Here is a 17,864-nt window from a genome sequence, read left to right on the forward strand (position 1 = left end):
AATTTTTTCCCTGTCTTTTTTCTATACTTAAAACGTTCTCCCAAGATCAATGGAGCGATTTCGGGCGCTTTCGATACAGGCGATAATAATTTTCTCGAATTCATTTGCTTTAAGCGTTTCTAACCCGGCTGCAGTTGTTCCACCTACACTCGTAATATTTTCTCTTAAAACTGACGCTGGTTCCCCGGACTGTTCCAACATCTTTCCAGCACCTATAATGGTCTGGGTAATAAGTGCATCAGCCGTCTGTTCGTCCATACCGGCTTCTAACGCTGCTGTCGTCATCGCTTCGACAAAGTAATAGATAAATGCTGGACCGCTCCCAGAAATGGCTGTCACCGTATGCATATCGTCTTCAGCAACCACCTTCGTTACTCCAATCGACTGAAATAACCTCTCCGCAATATTGATTTTCTCCTGATCGACATATTTTCCAGCTGCAATCGCAGTAGCCGAATAGCCAATCTGCGCAGATGTATTTGGCATTGCTCGGACGACAGCATTTCTTTTGCCAATTATCTCCTCTATTGTTTCTGTCATAATGCCTGCAAGAACTGAAATGATGAGCTGCTCTTCTCTTATAAATGGACGTATTTCATGGAGGGAATCCGCTAAATCTTTCGGCTTCATTGCTAAAATAACAACGTCTGCGAGATCAAGAAGTTTTTCTTTATCATAAGAAGTTTGCACTCCATACGTAGCCTCGATATTACCCAATCGCCCCTCATCCTGTTTATTCGTTACATAAATATCATTTTTATCTACTGTCTTCGTCTGCAGCATACCAGCCATTATCGCTTCAGCCATTGAACCACAGCCTACAAAAACAATACGTTTACACAATTTGAACACCTCTTCTTTTCTATTTCTTGATAAAGTGAAACTTCATTCAGTGGGGAATGCCTTCCCTCCCCACTGAATGTTAGTTGAACAGAATCAGGGATTTACGGACTGTTTATCCCCAGCCTTCACATATTGGGTTTCCCTCATGTTTAGAGGAGGGGGATTACAGACCGTTAATACGTGATAAAAATTCACAACTAAAAAAGCTGATCCCATCCCTGAAACAAGGACGGAATCAGCTCCGCGGTACCACCTATTTTTGGCAATAAATTGCCCTCTCTTCATTGATAACACAGTTTCCTGCGGTTAGTTTATCGCTAACGACTCCCAGGTAGGTTCATACAAGCTTGTGCGTAGGGATCTCTCAGCCGGTGAATCCCATTTTCTGTCGGACAGTTCTCATACTACTAGTCTGATCATCGTCTAAAGTGTATGTTATTTCTGTTAATAGTAATGTGAATCGCGCGCTTTGTCAAGAGGGGATTTCAGAAGTAGATATCGTTAAAAATTTTTAACCTAAGTATAATATCGTGAACTCGAGCGGGAAATAGCAAAAAAACGCTTCATTCAGTAAGAACAAGCGTTTCAAAGGATTGAAGATTTATAAAAAATGGAGGAGGTAGAGGGATTCGAACCCCCGCGCGGTTTGACCCGCCTTTCGGTTTTCAAGACCGACCCCTTCAGCCAGACTTGGGTATACCTCCGTAATCACAAGATATAATATACCATAAATATTTTATGCTTGTCAATCCATTTCGTAAAATTTATGATAAAGTGAAACTCATTCAGTAGGGGTATTACAGACCGTTAATACATGATAAAAAGCACTAGCTGGCATTTTAGAACCAGCCAGTGCCAACAAACTTTATTTAATAACTTCTTTTCCACCCATATAAGGAATGAGTGCTTTCGGTACGATAACAGAGCCATCTTCCTGCTGGTTATTTTCTAAAATAGCAGTAACCGTACGGCCAACAGCCAGCCCAGATCCGTTCAATGTGTGCACGTATTCCGGTTTCGCGTTCGTATCACGGCGGAAACGGATGCCGGCGCGCCTTGCTTGGAAATCTTCAAAGTTAGAGCAAGAAGATATCTCACGGTACGTAGCTTGACTTGGAATCCATACTTCAATATCGTATTTCTTCGCAGCAGTGAAACCTAAATCGCCAGTACACATGCTCATCACACGGTAAGGTAATTCTAATTCCTGCAGAATTTTCTCCGCGTGACCTGTTAGTTTCTCTAATGTGTCATAAGAATCTTCCGGTTTAACAAAGTGAACAAGCTCGACTTTATTAAATTGATGCTGACGTATCAAACCTCTTGTATCACGCCCGGCTGAGCCCGCTTCTGACCGGAAATTCGCACTGTAAGCAACATATTGTTTTGGTAAATCGAGCATGATCTCATCACGGTGATAGTTCGTAACAGGTACCTCTGAAGTCGGGATTAAATAATAGTCCCATTCCTCAAGTTTAAATGCATCCTCTGCAAATTTCGGTAGCTGTCCTGTACCAATCATACTCATGCGATTAACAATATATGGCGGAAGAATCTCTTTATAGCCATGGTTATCCGCATGATAGTCCATCATGAAGTTCAATAATGCACGCTCAAGTCTTGCACCAAGTCCCGTGTAGAAAACAAAGCGGCTACCGGTCACTTTAGCGGCCCGTTCAAAATCTAAAATCTTCAAGTTCGCCGCAATGTCCCAATGTGGCTGCACCTCGAAATCGAATTCCGGCTGCTCACCCCACGTACGCTGGACCACATTATCCTCTTCATCATCGCCAATTGGTACACTTTCATGAGGGATGTTTGGAATGGAATACATGACTTGTTCCAACTTTTCTTCTATTTCCTTCAAGTCTTTATCAAGTTTGGAAATCTCTTCACCTACTTGACGCATTTCCTGAATCGCAGCATCCGCATCTTTTTTCTCTTTCTTTAGCTTAGCTATCTCTTGTGTCGCAGCATTTCTCTTTGCTTTCAACTGTTCTGTTTCAGCAATCAATTTTCGGCGTTTTTCATCGAGTTCACCAAACGTATCCAGCTCTGATAAGTCTTCACCTCGGTGCTGAAGTTTCGCTTTCACTTCTTCATAATTGTTCCGTAAAAATTTCATGTCCAACATTTGCTTTTCCTCCTTTTATTTATTATTAAATATTTAAAATCAAAAAAACTCTCATCCCAATAATAGGGACGAGAGTTTATATTCCCGCGTTGCCACCCTTGTTGAAGAGATCTATCTCTTCCGGCTTGATCTGCATTAACGGTGCAGAGATCCCGGGTTTATTTACTCTGGAACAAGTCCTGTTCGATAAACCAGTTCAAGGATGGATTCACAGCATTTCAACGTCGATTCACACCAACCATCGACTCTCTACAGAAGAAATAACCGCTACTATTTCCTGTCAGTACCTTTAATTCATCTGATTTGCTACCATCATAGCTGATTTACTTTAAAAAAGCAAGGATGTATAACATATCCTATCCTAAATCCGCAGCTCCAATACATCATCGCTTTCCGTGGGCGGCTGGTGAGCCTCCTCACGGGCAAGCCCGTTGCGGAGGCTCACCTAGGTCCTCTCACAAGAGTCTCAGTAGTATTGGGGTTGCTCCCAGCAAATACTCTAATTTGGACGTAAAAATCATTATTACTTCGATTAAAACAATCCTTTAATCCAATCTACTGCTGTTGTAAAGACATTACCGAAGAAGTCACCAATTGCTCCTAGAGTAAGCATGAACCAGTTTGCTTTTTCAACTGCTTCATCACTAACCACGTCAACAACGACGGATTCCTGATCAAATATATAACCATGGTCGGTTGCTTCTCCTTGATAAACAAGTGTTGCGGTACCGAGTTTTTCACCCTTCTCAATTGGCGCTACAATTTTACCGTCATCATTTAATTTCTCTTCATCGATATTGTATTCCAAACTATATAACTCTGCTTCTTCAGACTGGATTGGAATAGCAATTCCTTCACTAATTGAGACACTTACTTCTTTTTCTTTTCCTTTAGCTACAGGAAGAGTTCCTTTATCTTCCAGCTGGTGACCAGCCGGGAATAATTCTTCAGATGCGAAATTATTGAAACCATAGTCGAGTAATTTTGCTGTTTCTCTGAAGCGCTCTTCTTTTGAACCAGTCTTCATTACAACTGTAATTAGGCGGGTTCCATCTCTTTCAGCTGTACCAGTGAACGTATAACCAGCGAGATCCGTATTACCTGTCTTCAATCCGTCCACTCCTTCATAATGGAAGGATTGTAAAAATGTTGCTTCATGAGGAAGCATCCAGTTTAAGTTTTCAATCTTGTAATCTTCAAATTCCACTTCTGTCTGACTTGAAATCTCTAAAGCTTCCGGAAAATCATTGACTAAATGATAGGCAAGCTGAGCTGCAGAGCGCGCAGATAGAAGGTTACTTGCATTCGGGTCCGTTCCCTTAGGCATGTCATCTCCCAAGGAATCATTATCCAGACCTGAGCTGTTTACAAATTTATATTCGGAAAGGCCTAATTCCTCAGCCTTATCATTCATCATCTTAACAAATTCTGTTTCTGAACCTGCGATTAATTCAGCAAGTGCAATCGTTGTCGCATTATCAGAGAAGACGGCCATCGCGTTATATAAGTCGCGTACGGCATAATCTTTATCTTGTGTTAAACCAACTCCTGAAAAGAGCTCATTAGCTGAAATCTTATATGCATAATCGCTGATTTGAGTTGTTGTATCCCAGTCGATCTTTCCTTCATTGATCGCTTCAAGCACAAGATATTCCGTCATCATTTTCGTCATACTTGCTGGAGGAAGGGCAATATCTGCGTTTTTCGCATAAAGAACTTTTCCAGTACCCGCATCAACTAAGATGGCAGACTCTGCGTTTAAATCGAGGGTACTTTCTGCATGGGTTGTGAGCGGCTGTATCATGAACGATGTGATCAGTAGTACAAAGGTGAGTATTCCTGACACAGTTTTTTTAGTTACTTGAATCAACTTATTTTACCTCCAACATGATTAAAAAATTTATATTGTAGCACCTAGATATTCTATCATATTTTCATCAAAAAAAATAGACGGACCTCTGTCCTGATTTTAACATTTTTTATATCCGACCTACTTCATCCATTCTGCCTAATTTAGGATAGAAAAAAGCACCTATTTTTCTATTAGGTTTGCGTGTGACCTTCAAGAAAAATAAGTGCTTGCTTTATCAAAAGTTATTGTACCGAATAGTTCGGAGCTTCTTTTGTGATTTGCACATCGTGTGGATGGCTTTCACGGAGGCCGGCATTCGTGATCTTGACGAATTGCGCATTCTTGCGTAAGTCTTCAATCGTTGCTGTTCCACAGTAACCCATTCCAGAACGTAAACCACCGATTAATTGATGGGAAATATCCGCAAGTGCGCCTTTATAAGGGACACGTCCTTCAATTCCTTCTGGTACAAGTTTCTTCGCATCTTCCGTATCACCCTGGAAGTAGCGATCTTTGGAACCTGCTTTCATAGCGCCAAGAGACCCCATGCCACGATAAACTTTATATTTTCTGCCTTGGTAAATTTCTGTTTCACCAGGGCTTTCCGTTGTACCTGCGAACATACTGCCGAGCATTACCGCATGTGCGCCTGCCGCAATTGCTTTTACAATATCGCCGGAATATTTGATTCCACCATCGGCAATAACAGGTACATTGTATTCTTGAGCTGCTTTTGCACATTCATAAACAGCTGAAATTTGTGGTACTCCAACACCTGCTACAACTCGTGTTGTACAGATCGAACCAGGTCCAATTCCAACTTTAACAATTGATGCACCAGCTTTAATTAAAGCTACGGTTCCTTCTGCTGTTGCAACGTTCCCTGCAATAATGTCAAGATCCGGATAAGCTGCTCGCACCTTTTTCAATTGTTCCAGTACACCTTCTGAGTGACCATGAGCTGTATCAATTACAATGGCGTCAGCTCCTGCCTCCACGAGCTTCTCAATTCGGTTCATCGCATCTCCCGTCACTCCAACTGCAGCTGCTACAAGCAATCTTCCTTGAGAATCCTTCGCAGAGTTCGGAAATTCGATAACTTTCTCAATATCTTTAATCGTGATAAGACCTTTCAGTATACCATTTTCATCTACGAGTGGAAGCTTCTCAATCTTATGCTGCTGCAGTAACTTTTCTGCTTCGTTCAATGTTGTACCTACTGGAGCAGTGACAAGATTTTCACTAGTCATCACTTTAGAAATCTGGATAGAATAATCCTGGATAAAGCGCAAGTCACGGTTCGTTAAAATACCGACAAGCTTTTGCTCCTCGATATCATTCACAATCGGTACACCGGAAATACGGAATTTACCCATGAGATGTTCAGCGTCATAGACTTGATGCTCTGGTGTTAAAAAAAATGGATTCGTAATTACTCCACTCTCGGAACGTTTTACCCGGTCAACCATTTCCGCTTGTTCTTCAATGGACATATTTTTATGGATGACTCCGAAACCGCCTTGACGTGCCATTGCAATTGCCATTTCTGCTTCTGTAACAGTATCCATTCCAGCACTAATGAAAGGGGACTTCAACTTCAATGTCTCGGATAATTGTGTTCCTAGTTCCACTTCATTTGGCAGTACTTGTGAATGGGCAGGAATAAGCAGCACATCATCAAACGTTAAGCCTTCTTTCCCAAATTTATCTTCACGCATATTCGTCCTGGCCTCCTAATATATTCTTCAATCTTTCTCGTTTAGCTTAGCTATTTTTATTTACTTTACGCCAATTCTTGACGTTTTTCAACCAGTTCGAATTTAATAGGAATAGTAAGTAGATTCGAAATTCTCCCAGCTGGAATTTAGTACTATCGCTAGAAAAAATCCCCAGGGTATTCTGGGGATTTTACCATTTATTATTTTTATATTTCCGGTAATAGTTAATTTGTCTGAGCAGCATATAGAATTTACGCTTGAAGCTCTTATCCTTTTTGTAAAAGAGGGGGTTACCCCATTTTTTCTCCTTAACAAGCCGCTTAACATCTTGCTTCACTGCTTCATTTTCGACAAAGTTATTTAGCACAATCCGTGGTACAACGGAAAATAGATATTCCTCATTTAAATAAGTCGTCGGTTTTTCCTTATCATGAAGAACATCATCGACAATATATGTTGCCATATTATGTCCGAGTGCTGTTACATAATAACTGGATCGACCTTGACGGATATTGACTTCAAAGATTTTAAATTTCCCGTCGCGCTCATCATACTTTATATCGAAATTGGCAAAACCGACATAGCCAACCGTCTCTAGAAATTGCTGTAATTTCTTCATCATTTCCTCGTTGTAACGGGTAAGAACAGACGTGTAATTACCGATTGCTGTTGCCGTATGCTCTTGCAAAACAACTTGTCCAAATGTAACAAGTTCAGTCTTACTTTTCGAGTTTAAATAAAGAACTGAATCCCACATGTACGTATCGTCTCCCGGAATATAATCCTGAATAATCAGTTCATCCCGGTAACCGCTATTCTTAATCATTTGGATGACCTTATCTGTTTCTTCTGGCGTATTTACCCGATAGACCTTCTCTTGACCTGTGAACGGATGTTTATAATATTCAATTCCATTACTCGGTTTAATAATGACAGGGTATGTCATTTCTTCTGTGAACGGGCTATCGTCTTTACAGTCATAGAAGTATGTCGTCGGTGTATCAATTCCATACTCCTCGCAAAGTTTATAGAAGTTTGCTTTCTTCTGCAGCCGATTCATCAGGTCTTCGGATATATAGTTGAAACGATAATATTTCTTCAGTTCTTCTTCATTTTCAATAATCAAGCGGACGTACGCATCATTCGTACCAACGAGCACTAACGGATGATTGCGATTTTGTAAGTTTTCCGCGAGTTCTTTTAGAATCGGGACGAATCTCCCTTTATCCGTTATATCGGGGTGTATGTCAATCCGCTCTGGGATTGTACTAAAGCTTGTAAATCCCATTTCCTGTTTGCCAACAAGAATGGGATGAATATCATAGGCTTCATGGAAGGATATCGCCATATTATAGGCGTTAATATCCGTTCCAATGATGACTGGAGTAAAAGATTGATTATTCATAGTGCCTCCTGTTTCATTCGTAAAGATTATCTGTATTGGATATTAGTATTTTATAGTTTCTTATACAATAAATAAGGGCTCTAACCTACCGAAATGATTATAAATCAGTGTTTTTAGAGGATTAGGGACTCTGTTATCTACCGGGAATGCTGGCTGGATGCTACGATTTTCAGGTGATTAAACCTTCTCCATTACCACCAAGCTGCTCCACAAAGATACAATACTACCTCCGGGGATTAATCCCCGCCAAACCCACCTAATCTAAAATAATCTCCTCAATTTGTAATTCAGGATTCATCTGTAAGCTAATGATTTCACCGGTTTCATGTAATTTCACTAAAGGAGATGCAGGGTGATCGTCATCAAAGTACACAATTTCCCCTGTCTTATGATTCGTCAGGTGGACGGTTTTTCCGACGACCCGCTTCGCCAAACTTTCAATAAAAGGGTGGACAATCTTCAGATCTAACTTTGTATAACGCTCCTGAAATAGCTCATCCAGTGCTTTAAAAATGGATTGTTTCGCTTTATACATGCGGGCACTTGTCATCGCATGATATGTATCACAAACAGCTAGTATCCGGGCAAAAGTATTGATCTGTTCATTCCGTATCCCTAGTGGATAACCGCTCCCATCCATCCGTTCATGATGCTGAAGAATAGCGATTTTCCCTGTTTTCGATAAGCCAGTCAAATTTTCCACCATCCGGTAAGAGTACGTCGAGTGATTTCTCATATCTTGTACTTGCTGCTCGGTCAGTGGTCCGCCTTTTGTTAAGATATCAGAATCAATTCGGGTCATTCCGGCATCCGCAAGATAGCCGGCAACTCCAAGCTGAATCCATTCTCCTTTACGATAGCCTAACTCTTTTCCTAAGAATGCGGCGAGAAGACTGACAGCAACACTATGGTGATAAAGATAATCTTCCGCTGCCCCATATTGATGCAGGGTGAATATTTCCATATCTAATTCCCCAATTCGTTCAAGCAGCGGCAGAATAGATTGTCGTACCTTTACCATATCGATGGGAACACCGTTATTCCAATCTGCGAAGAATTGTTTATAATCCCGCACTACCTCCAAGTAATGGGCAGGGAAGGAGCGAGACTCTTCTGCTTCAAGGTAAATATTCCTTTCCACGGGTTTTGACTGTTCCTTAGACTTTACATGTTCTTTCGCGATAAATGCTTCACCGTTTTCTAACTTATTCGAGACTTCTACGGATTCAATTAGAAATTTATGTAAGACGGTAATATGTTCATTCGTTAAAATCGTTCCCTCTTTCATAATCGGGTGACCAGATTTACCCTTCACATCCCGTAAAAGCACGGTACCTGCAACTAATTGGGTTGGATGTACACGCATACTCCTGCCTCCAATTTTAAATGGGAAAAGTGACCCGCCTAAAACGTATATTTGTATCCGTTTATCCCGAGTCACTTTCAACACCGTTATTCTTCTATATCTTCATCATTTAGATCTTCATCCATTGCCGATGTTTCCGCGATGTCGCTGTCATGGTCGATTACCGTTTCCGTTTCACCTTCTGACGAGGAGTCATCTTCTTTAATTTCCAAATCCTCTTCATCATCAATCTTAGCAACGGTTGCAACCTGCTCCTTATCTTGCAAGCGAATGAGACGAACTCCCATTGCATTTCTTCCCGTTTCGGAAATTTCTTCAACCGGGATCCGGATTAAAACACCGGCAATCGTTATAAGCATCAGGTCTTCTTCACCTGTCACTGTTTTTACCTTCACGACTTTACCAGTTTTATCCGTAATTCTGCATGTCAGGACACCTTTACCGCCACGGTTAATTCTACGGTACTCTTCTTCAGGCGTCTGTTTTCCGTAACCATTCTCAGTCACATGAAGAATGTTTGCACCAGGCTCAATGATTTCCATCGAGACGACTTCATCATCATCCCGTAAGGAAATACCTTTCACTCCGGCTGCTGTTCTTCCCATCGGGCGAATCTGCTCTTCTTCAAAGCGGATCAGATAACCATTTTTGGTTGCAATCATAATATCTTTCTTCCCATTAGATAAACGAACGGAAATCAGTTCATCTTCATCACGTAGATGAACAGCAATCAAACCGCCACGACGGATGTTCGCAAACATGGAAAGTGATGTACGTTTCGCAATTCCAAATTTCGTCGTAAAAATAAGATACGCTTCTTTATCATACTCTTCCACCGCAATGACTGCATTGATCCATTCGTCATTTTCCACTTGTAGTAAGTTGATGATTGGAATTCCTTTTGCAGTTCGGCTGAATTCAGGAATTTCATATCCTTTCAAGCGATAAACCTTTCCACGATTCGTGAAAAAGAGGATCGTATCGTGGGTCGAACAAGAGACGAGTTGTTCAACAAAGTCGTCTTCATTCGTTCCCATTCCTTGAATACCTCGGCCGCCCCGGCGTTGTGTACGATACGTCGAGGCTGGCAAACGTTTAATGTAGCCGTGATGGGTGAGGGTGATGACGATATTTTCTTCCGGAATCAAGTCCTCATCCTCGAAAAAGCCAATCCCACCAGCAACAATTTCTGTACGACGTTCATTACTGTAACGCTCTTTAATTTCCGTTAATTCTTCACGGATGATTTCAAGTACTTTCTCTTCATCAGCAAGGATTGCTTTCAACTCAGCAATTAGTGCGAGCAATTCACTATATTCATTTTCAATTTTTTCCCGCTCCAAGCCAGTTAAGCGTTGGAGTCGCATATCAAGAATGGCCTGGGCTTGTTTCTCTGATAAATTGAATTGTGTCATTAACCCTTCACGGGCAATTTCAGTTGTTTTCGAATTACGGATCAAGTTAATGACAGCATCAAGATTATCAAGCGCAATCCGCAACCCTTCTAAAATATGAGCACGGGCTTCTGCTTTCTTCAATTCAAAAGCAGTACGCCTTTCAATGACCTCAACCTGGTGGGTGAGATAATGCTCGAGACACTGTTTAATATTTAATATTTGCGGCTGCCCGTCGACAAGTGCTAATGTGTTCACACCAAATGTCGTTTGCAAGGCAGTAAATTTATATAAATTGTTTAAAATAACATTCGCATTGGCATCCCGGCGGATTTCCATGACAATACGCATACCTTCACGGCTTGATTCGTCACGTAAATCGGTAATGCCGTCAATTCGTTTATCACGGACAAGCTCGGCAATCTTTTCTACGAGTCTCGCTTTATTCACTTGATATGGCAATTCGGTCACGATGATTGTTGACTTGCCATTTGCATGTTCTTCAATATCAACTTTTGCTCGCATTGTAATCGAGCCTCTGCCTGTTTCATAGGCTTTACGAATACCACTTCTGCCAATGATGATTCCCGCTGTCGGGAAATCTGGTCCCGGTAGATATTCCATCAATTCCTCGATTGTAATCTCTTCATCCTTCGATAAAGCGAGGACTGCGTCAATTGTCTCACCTAAGTTATGAGGAGGGATATTCGTTGCCATTCCGACCGCAATCCCTGACGTTCCATTCACTAGCAAATTAGGAAAACGGGCAGGGAAAACAGCTGGTTCCCGCTCTGAACCATCGTAGTTATCTCTGAAATCAACCGTATCTTTATTCAAATCACGGACTAATTCCATTGATATTCTTGATAGTCTTGCCTCAGTATAACGCATTGCCGCAGCTTGGTCACCATCAACCGAACCAAAGTTCCCATGACCATCGACAAGCATATGACGATAGCTGAAATCCTGTGCCATCCGCACCATCGTGTCATAAACGGCAGAGTCGCCATGCGGGTGATACTTACCGATTACTTCACCGACGATACGAGCGGATTTTTTATATGCTTTATCCGGAGTCATGCCTAAATCATTCATCGCATAGATGATCCTGCGGTGAACCGGCTTCATGCCGTCGCGTACATCGGGTAAAGCCCTTGATACAATAACACTCATTGAATAATCAAGGAAAGATGTCCGCATTTCCTGACTAATATTTATTTCCTGTACATTCCTGTGTTCTTCAGCCATTTCTGTTACCTCCTAGTCGGGAAAACTCATTTTCCCCGTAGAACAAAGGCGCAAGCGCCCGTTTAGCAACGTACAAACTGGAGCACTCCGGAATGAGATAAAGGAAACACAACGAACGATAGTGAGTTGATGTTGACTTATCGATTGGAGGAGTGTGAAGTTTGCTAGTTGCTGGGCGCTGGAGCCGGACGTGGCTAATGCCAGTGTTCATAGTTATCCACAGCACTTTGTTCTTATAGTTTTCTATCTACAGAAGAAACGAAAGAGGGGAGCAAATTGCCCCAGTCCTCTTCATTTCCAAATTCTATATATCCAAGTTTTGAACGTATTTTGCATTTTGTTCAATATAGTTTCGGCGCGGTTCTACATTATCGCCCATGAGCATATCAAAGACCTGATCCGCTTCAATCGCATCTGTCAGCTGCACTTGAAGCAAGGTGCGGTTCTCTGGATTCATTGTTGTTTCCCAAAGTTGATCTGCATCCATTTCACCCAGTCCTTTATAACGCTGGATAATTGGCTTTGGTGCTTCCGGCAGTTCAGTCAATGACTCTTGCAATTCCTCGTCACTATAAACGTATTGCACATTTTTCCCTTGTTTAATTTGGAAAAGGGGTGGCTGTGCAATATAGATATATCCGTGTTCAATTAATGGACGCATATACCGGAAGAAGAAGGTAAGCAGCAAGGTGCGGATATGAGCACCATCCACATCAGCGTCCGTCATAATTACGATTTTATGATAACGTGCTTTTTCAATATCGAATTCTTCACCAATGCCTGTACCAATCGCAGTAATCATTGAACGGATTTCTGCATTAGATAAGATTCGGTCGAGTCTTGCTTTTTCCACGTTTAGAATCTTACCTCTTAGCGGCAGGATTGCTTGGAAATGTCTGTCCCTACCAGCCTTAGCAGACCCACCGGCAGAGTTCCCCTCCACGATATACAGCTCACTAATAGATGCATCTTTCGAGGAACAGTCGGCAAGTTTACCTGGTAAATTCGAAACTTCAAGCGCACTCTTTCTTCTCGTAAGCTCCCTTGCCTTTTTCGCAGCAAGTCTTGCCCTTGAAGCCATCAGGCCCTTATCGACTATAATACGGCCAACCGTTGGATTCTCAAGGAGGAACGTTTGGAACGTTTCACTGAAAACTTGATCGGTAACTGTACGTACTTCACTATTTCCTAGTTTGGTTTTCGTTTGACCTTCAAATTGCGGGTCCGGGTGCTTGATCGAGACAATTGCGGTCATTCCTTCACGAACATCGTCCCCGGTCAAGTTTGTTTCATTTTCTTTTAATAATCCGTTTCTACGAGCATATTCATTAATTACACGGGTTAAAGCAGTACGGAAACCAACTTCATGTGTTCCACCTTCATACGTATGAATATTGTTAGCGAAAGAATATAGATTCGAGGCAAATCCGTCATTGTACTGGATCGATATTTCAACTTCAATACCTTGGGTAGAGCCGTTAGCATAAAACGGTTCATGAAGTACATCTTTATTCTGGTTAATATATTCAACGTAAGAGTTGATTCCGCCTTCGTAGTAATAGCTGACAGGCTCTCTGTCTTCTCGTTTATCTTCTATTGTGATTGTAAGGCCTTTATTTAAAAAGGCGAGTTCACGGAGACGCTGCTCTAATATTTCAAATTCAAATTCCGTTGTATCTGTGAAAATCTCCGGGTCTGGTGTGAAATGGATTTCTGTTCCTTGAATCTCAGTTTCACCAACGACACCGAGTTCTTTCACGACTTTACCTTGTTCAAAAGCAATAGAGTAGATTTTCCCATCACGGTGTACGTATACTTCAAGACCGCTGGAAAGAGCATTTACAACGGATGCACCAACGCCGTGGAGTCCACCGGAAACTTTATAACCGCCACCACCGAATTTACCGCCGGCATGAAGAACCGTCATAATGACTTCAACTGCTGGTCGGCCAGTTTTCTTTTGGATGTCAACGGGAATTCCACGACCATTATCTTTTACGGTGATGCTGTTGTCTTTTTCAATGATCACTTGGATGTGGTCACAGTATCCGGCAAGGGCTTCATCGATACTGTTGTCGACAATTTCCCAGACAAGGTGGTGGAGTCCTCTTGCACTTGTGGATCCGATGTACATTCCGGGACGTTTGCGAACCGCTTCGAGGCCTTCTAAGACCTGAATTTGTTCGGCGTCATAGGATTGATTATTAGATACATTTTCTTCCATAAATCTCTCACTCATTTCTATTTTAAAAGCTTACTTAAATTTATTTTGCAGTATGGTGACTTTCTTTCTAGGGTCCGCATTCCTGGCCCCTCTTTCTTTCCGTGGACGGCTGGTTAACCCAGGCGCACTGGGCATGACCGTTCTTAGCAGGCCTCCCATTGAAGTCTCAAGGTATCGGGAATGCTCCCGGAAAACTCTTATATCCTACATTAGTCTAAAGAGAAATTAATAAAGTGAAACTTCATTCAGTGGGGTTTGGGGTATCCTTCCGTTAGTTGAACAGAATCAGGGATTTACGGACTGTTTATCCCCGGTCTTCACATATTGGTTTTCCCTCATGTTTAGAGGAGGGGTATTACAGACCGTTAATACGTGAAAAAAATTAGAAAGATGCTAGTAATAGTCTTCCATGTGTTTGATGGTTGCTTTAATGCTTGTGCGTTTTTTTAGGGTTGCTACCGATAGAGTGCTGACGTAGGTTCCTTCTGTTGTGACCATCATTGATTTCGCATGGATAGTAGGTCCCTTTAGTGTTTTTTCCTGATTGGCTTTATCTATCATTTCTTGTAAGAGCACAGATGAGGAGATGAGCTCGTAATCAATTATTGCAATAATTGTTGAGGATTGTATGACATTCCCATTTCCTATATCAATAAACATAAGGTAAGTTAGGACCTCCTTTAGTGCTTTTCTACAGTTACAGTTCCATTTGTTACTCGGAACAATTCTGCTTCTTTTAATGTTTCATGATGAATACCATCAACGCTTGTTGTCGAAACAAAGGTCTGTACTTTTCCTTGAATGGTATTTAATAAATGGGATTGTCTAAAGTCATCCAGCTCACTTAATACATCATCTAACAGTAAAATCGGATATTCGCCGACTTCATGGTGAATCAATTCGATTTCTGCGAGTTTTAAAGAAAGGGCGGTTGTACGTTGTTGCCCTTGGGAGCCATAGGTCTGAACATCCATTCCATTCACGTAAAAGATTAAATCATCGCGGTGGGGACCAATCAGACTTGTTCCACGTTCGATTTCCTTTTCTTGTATCTCTTCGAATTTATTCTGAAAAGCCGTTTCGATTTCTTCTTCGCTATCCTGTTCAGATACATCGATACTTGCATCGTATTTAATTTCCAGCTCTTCAAGTTCTTGACTGATTTGATGATGAAGCGGTGCTGCCCATTTTCTTAACAGTTTTAAAAAGCTGAACCGTTTCGCTAAAATGATCGCAGCATGCTGGATCAACTGGTCGGTAAGGATCTCAAGCATGGTAACTTGGGTACTGCCTTGACGTTGTAATTGTTTTAGAAGAGAATTACGCTGTTTTAAAATCTTTTGATACTGTGCTAAATGATAAATATATGTCGCCTGGATTTGCCCGAGTTCCATATCAATAAAACGTCTGCGGGCTTGGGGAGGACCTTTTACAAGTGTCAAATCCTCGGGGGCAAACATGACGACATTCAATGCACCAATGAAATCACTTAATCTGCGTTGTTCCAGATGATTTAGTTTCGCTTTCTTTCCCTTCGTCGAGATAACCATCTCCAGGGGAAGGACCTGACTTTTCTTTTTTACTCTACCTTCTATTTTAGCATATTCTTTGTCCCATTGAATAAGTTCTTTTTCTTTCGTTGTCCGGTGAGACTTTGTAAAGGCTAGACAATAGATTGCTTCCATGAGATTTGTCTTGCCTTGGGCGTTCTCCCCGATAATGACATTGACCTTATCATCAAAAGTAAGGGTGAGCTCATCATAATTTCTAAAGTTTTTAAGGACTAGCTGTTCGATATGCATGCAATCTAGTCCTCGGCACTTACGATATAAGCATTTCCTTCGATTTCGACCGTGTCACCTGGATACAATTTCCGGCCGCGGCGATGTTCCAATTCTCCGTTTACATTAGCTCCGACATCTTTTAGATAGGCTTTAACCATACCGCCGGATTCAAGGATATTAAGAACTTTAATCAACTGACCAAGCGTTATATATTCCGTTGTTATGTTTACTTTTTCCTGCATATCATTCATCACCATGTTTTCTTTTCGTCTTATGGAAAAAAATGGAATAGCATTTCCTGTAAAAGACTTGTTAGTTTTAGTATTTACCGTTAAAAACTCTATAAACCTATTTTACTAAAGTTTTCACCATTTTGAAAGGTAATCCACTGGGGAGGGGCAAAAACTTCTCAAAATGGCTTATTTTTTGTTTTAAATTGAACAAAGGTGCGGGTGTCTATCCAGGTGCAAACTTATTTTTCTTCAGCTGATGTTGACTTTCTTCACGAAGATTATAATTGCTCCTAAGCTCCGCATAAACGTTCGGCAAATTTTCAATTGAAGGATTGTTAAGTTCAGTACTGCGCAAAGCTTGTCCCATCACTTACGCCTTTGTTCAATTAAGCAAAAAACCTTTATCCACATGTGGATAAAGGTTTTTTTCACTTAGTCTTTATAAAATTAATAGGTCCGGACTGGTAAAATTAATTGTAAAATCGAGTCATCTTCTTTTGGAATGATTACAAATGGGCGCATAGCCCCGGTAAAGTCGATAATCACTTCATCATATTCCATTGATTTTAGTGCATCCATCATATATTTTGAGCTGAAAGAGATCTTCAATTCTTCTCCTTCAATCGTTTCTACAACAATTTCCTCATGAACATTTCCTACTTCCGGTGAGTTACTTGTAATCTCTACAATGGAGCTTCCTTGTGTTGTAAGTTTAACGACATTATTTCTTTCTTCTCTTGCAAGTAGAGAAGCTCTATCGATTGTATTTAATAATTCTTTTGTATTCACGACGATTCTTGTTTTTCTTTCTTCTGGGATAAGTCGAGAAGTTTCCGGATAATTTCCATCAAGTAAACGGGAGAGGAAGCTTAAATGCTTCGTCCTGAAAAGAATTTGGTTATTCGTTACATTGATTTCAACGGTTTCTTCGGTATCATCCAAGATTTTATTTAATTCATTTAAACTTTTTCCAGGTACAACCACATTATGAAACGCAACTTCAGCCGCTTCAATAGCTGTTTTTCGCATTGCTAAGCGGTGACTGTCTGTTGCCGTGAAAGTAAGTTCATTATTCTCTAATTTAATATTTACACCAGTTAATATTGGACGTGTTTCCATCGTTGATACGGCAAATACAGTCTGTTTGATCATATTTTTAAATAAAGGAATCGGCATTTCAAAACTTGTCTCTGCTTCAAGTCTTGGAAGATGCGGATATTCTTCTGCGCTTTGACCAACAAGCGTAAATTCTGATTTACCTGAACTGATTTTTACTTGATAGTTTTCCTCTACAATGAAATCCACGGTATCTTGTGGTAATTTCCTTACAATATCAGGGAAATATCTCGCTTGAAGCACAATTATTCCAGGTTCAATATTTTCAACATTTACATTTCCATTTTCTTCACTAGGAATAAAAGATTCGATCGAAATATCGGAATCACTTCCTGTCAATGTAATACCGTGAATGCTTGCTTCAATTTTCATTCCAGAAAGAATTGGAATGACAGGTCGTGCAGAGATTGCTTTCATTACATCTTGAACAGCAGTTATTAATAAATCTCGTTTGATTGTAAATTTCATGAATTTATCCTCCTAGCGGAAGTTCTCTCTATATATATTATTTATTATAAAAAACAGTAATAATAGTAATAAGGCCTGT

At 40.9% G+C, this 17,864-nt stretch carries 12 protein-coding genes, 1 tRNA gene and 1 other annotated feature; all 13 genes read right to left on the bottom strand.

The features are described 5' to 3' along the window. Window positions 1-27: 27 nt before the first annotated feature. The gene (proC, locus tag GN217_RS03775; protein WP_156855321.1) at window positions 28-843 is read right to left on the bottom strand and encodes a pyrroline-5-carboxylate reductase; all 816 of its coding nucleotides are present in this window, start codon (window positions 841-843) and stop codon (window positions 28-30) included. Window positions 844-1,454: 611 nt separating this feature from the next. Continuing rightward, window positions 1,455-1,547, bottom strand: a tRNA-Ser gene (locus tag GN217_RS03780). A 161-nt stretch (window positions 1,548-1,708) separates the two neighbouring features. Then, entirely contained in the window at window positions 1,709-2,977 is a 1,269-nt protein-coding gene (gene serS / locus GN217_RS03785) for a serine--tRNA ligase (RefSeq protein ID WP_156855322.1), read from the bottom strand. Between the two features lie 61 nt (window positions 2,978-3,038). Then, window positions 3,039-3,270: a binding site (T-box leader), on the bottom strand. A gap of 239 nt (window positions 3,271-3,509) precedes the next feature. Continuing rightward, entirely contained in the window at window positions 3,510-4,847 is a 1,338-nt protein-coding gene (locus tag GN217_RS03790; RefSeq protein ID WP_370459714.1) for a serine hydrolase, read from the bottom strand. A gap of 224 nt (window positions 4,848-5,071) precedes the next feature. Beyond that, window positions 5,072-6,547, bottom strand: a complete 1,476-nt coding sequence (gene guaB, locus GN217_RS03795; RefSeq protein ID WP_156855323.1) for an IMP dehydrogenase — start codon at window positions 6,545-6,547, stop codon at window positions 5,072-5,074. Window positions 6,548-6,737: 190 nt separating this feature from the next. After that, on the bottom strand, window positions 6,738-7,952 hold the full coding sequence (locus tag GN217_RS03800) for a carboxylate--amine ligase (RefSeq protein WP_156855324.1): 1,215 nt from the start codon (window positions 7,950-7,952) through the stop codon (window positions 6,738-6,740). Window positions 7,953-8,208: 256 nt separating this feature from the next. Continuing rightward, window positions 8,209-9,318, bottom strand: coding sequence for an HD-GYP domain-containing protein (locus GN217_RS03805; RefSeq protein WP_156855325.1), 1,110 nt, complete (start codon window positions 9,316-9,318; stop codon window positions 8,209-8,211). Window positions 9,319-9,404: 86 nt separating this feature from the next. Further along, window positions 9,405-11,960, bottom strand: a complete 2,556-nt coding sequence (gene gyrA, locus GN217_RS03810; RefSeq protein ID WP_156855326.1) for a DNA gyrase subunit A — start codon at window positions 11,958-11,960, stop codon at window positions 9,405-9,407. A gap of 304 nt (window positions 11,961-12,264) precedes the next feature. Continuing rightward, window positions 12,265-14,184, bottom strand: a complete 1,920-nt coding sequence (gene gyrB / locus GN217_RS03815; RefSeq protein ID WP_156855360.1) for a DNA topoisomerase (ATP-hydrolyzing) subunit B — start codon at window positions 14,182-14,184, stop codon at window positions 12,265-12,267. A gap of 393 nt (window positions 14,185-14,577) precedes the next feature. Beyond that, window positions 14,578-14,844 carry an extracellular matrix regulator RemB gene (remB, locus tag GN217_RS03820; protein WP_156855327.1) on the bottom strand — a complete coding sequence of 89 codons (267 nt, stop codon included), beginning with the start codon at window positions 14,842-14,844 and terminating at the stop codon, window positions 14,578-14,580. A 20-nt stretch (window positions 14,845-14,864) separates the two neighbouring features. Next, window positions 14,865-15,986 (bottom strand): DNA replication/repair protein RecF, encoded by a 1,122-nt coding sequence (gene recF / locus GN217_RS03825; protein ID WP_156855328.1) that lies wholly within the window; start codon window positions 15,984-15,986, stop codon window positions 14,865-14,867. Window positions 15,987-15,991: 5 nt separating this feature from the next. Further along, window positions 15,992-16,210 carry a S4 domain-containing protein YaaA gene (yaaA, locus tag GN217_RS03830; RefSeq protein WP_156855361.1) on the bottom strand — a complete coding sequence of 73 codons (219 nt, stop codon included), beginning with the start codon at window positions 16,208-16,210 and terminating at the stop codon, window positions 15,992-15,994. A gap of 438 nt (window positions 16,211-16,648) precedes the next feature. After that, entirely contained in the window at window positions 16,649-17,785 is a 1,137-nt protein-coding gene (gene dnaN / locus GN217_RS03835) for a DNA polymerase III subunit beta (protein ID WP_156855329.1), read from the bottom strand. Window positions 17,786-17,864 lie beyond the last annotated feature (79 nt).

The sequence above is a fragment of the Oceanobacillus sp. AG genome (assembly GCF_009746545.1).
GTDB classification, from domain to species: Bacteria; Bacillota; Bacilli; order Bacillales; family Amphibacillaceae; genus Oceanobacillus; species Oceanobacillus indicireducens.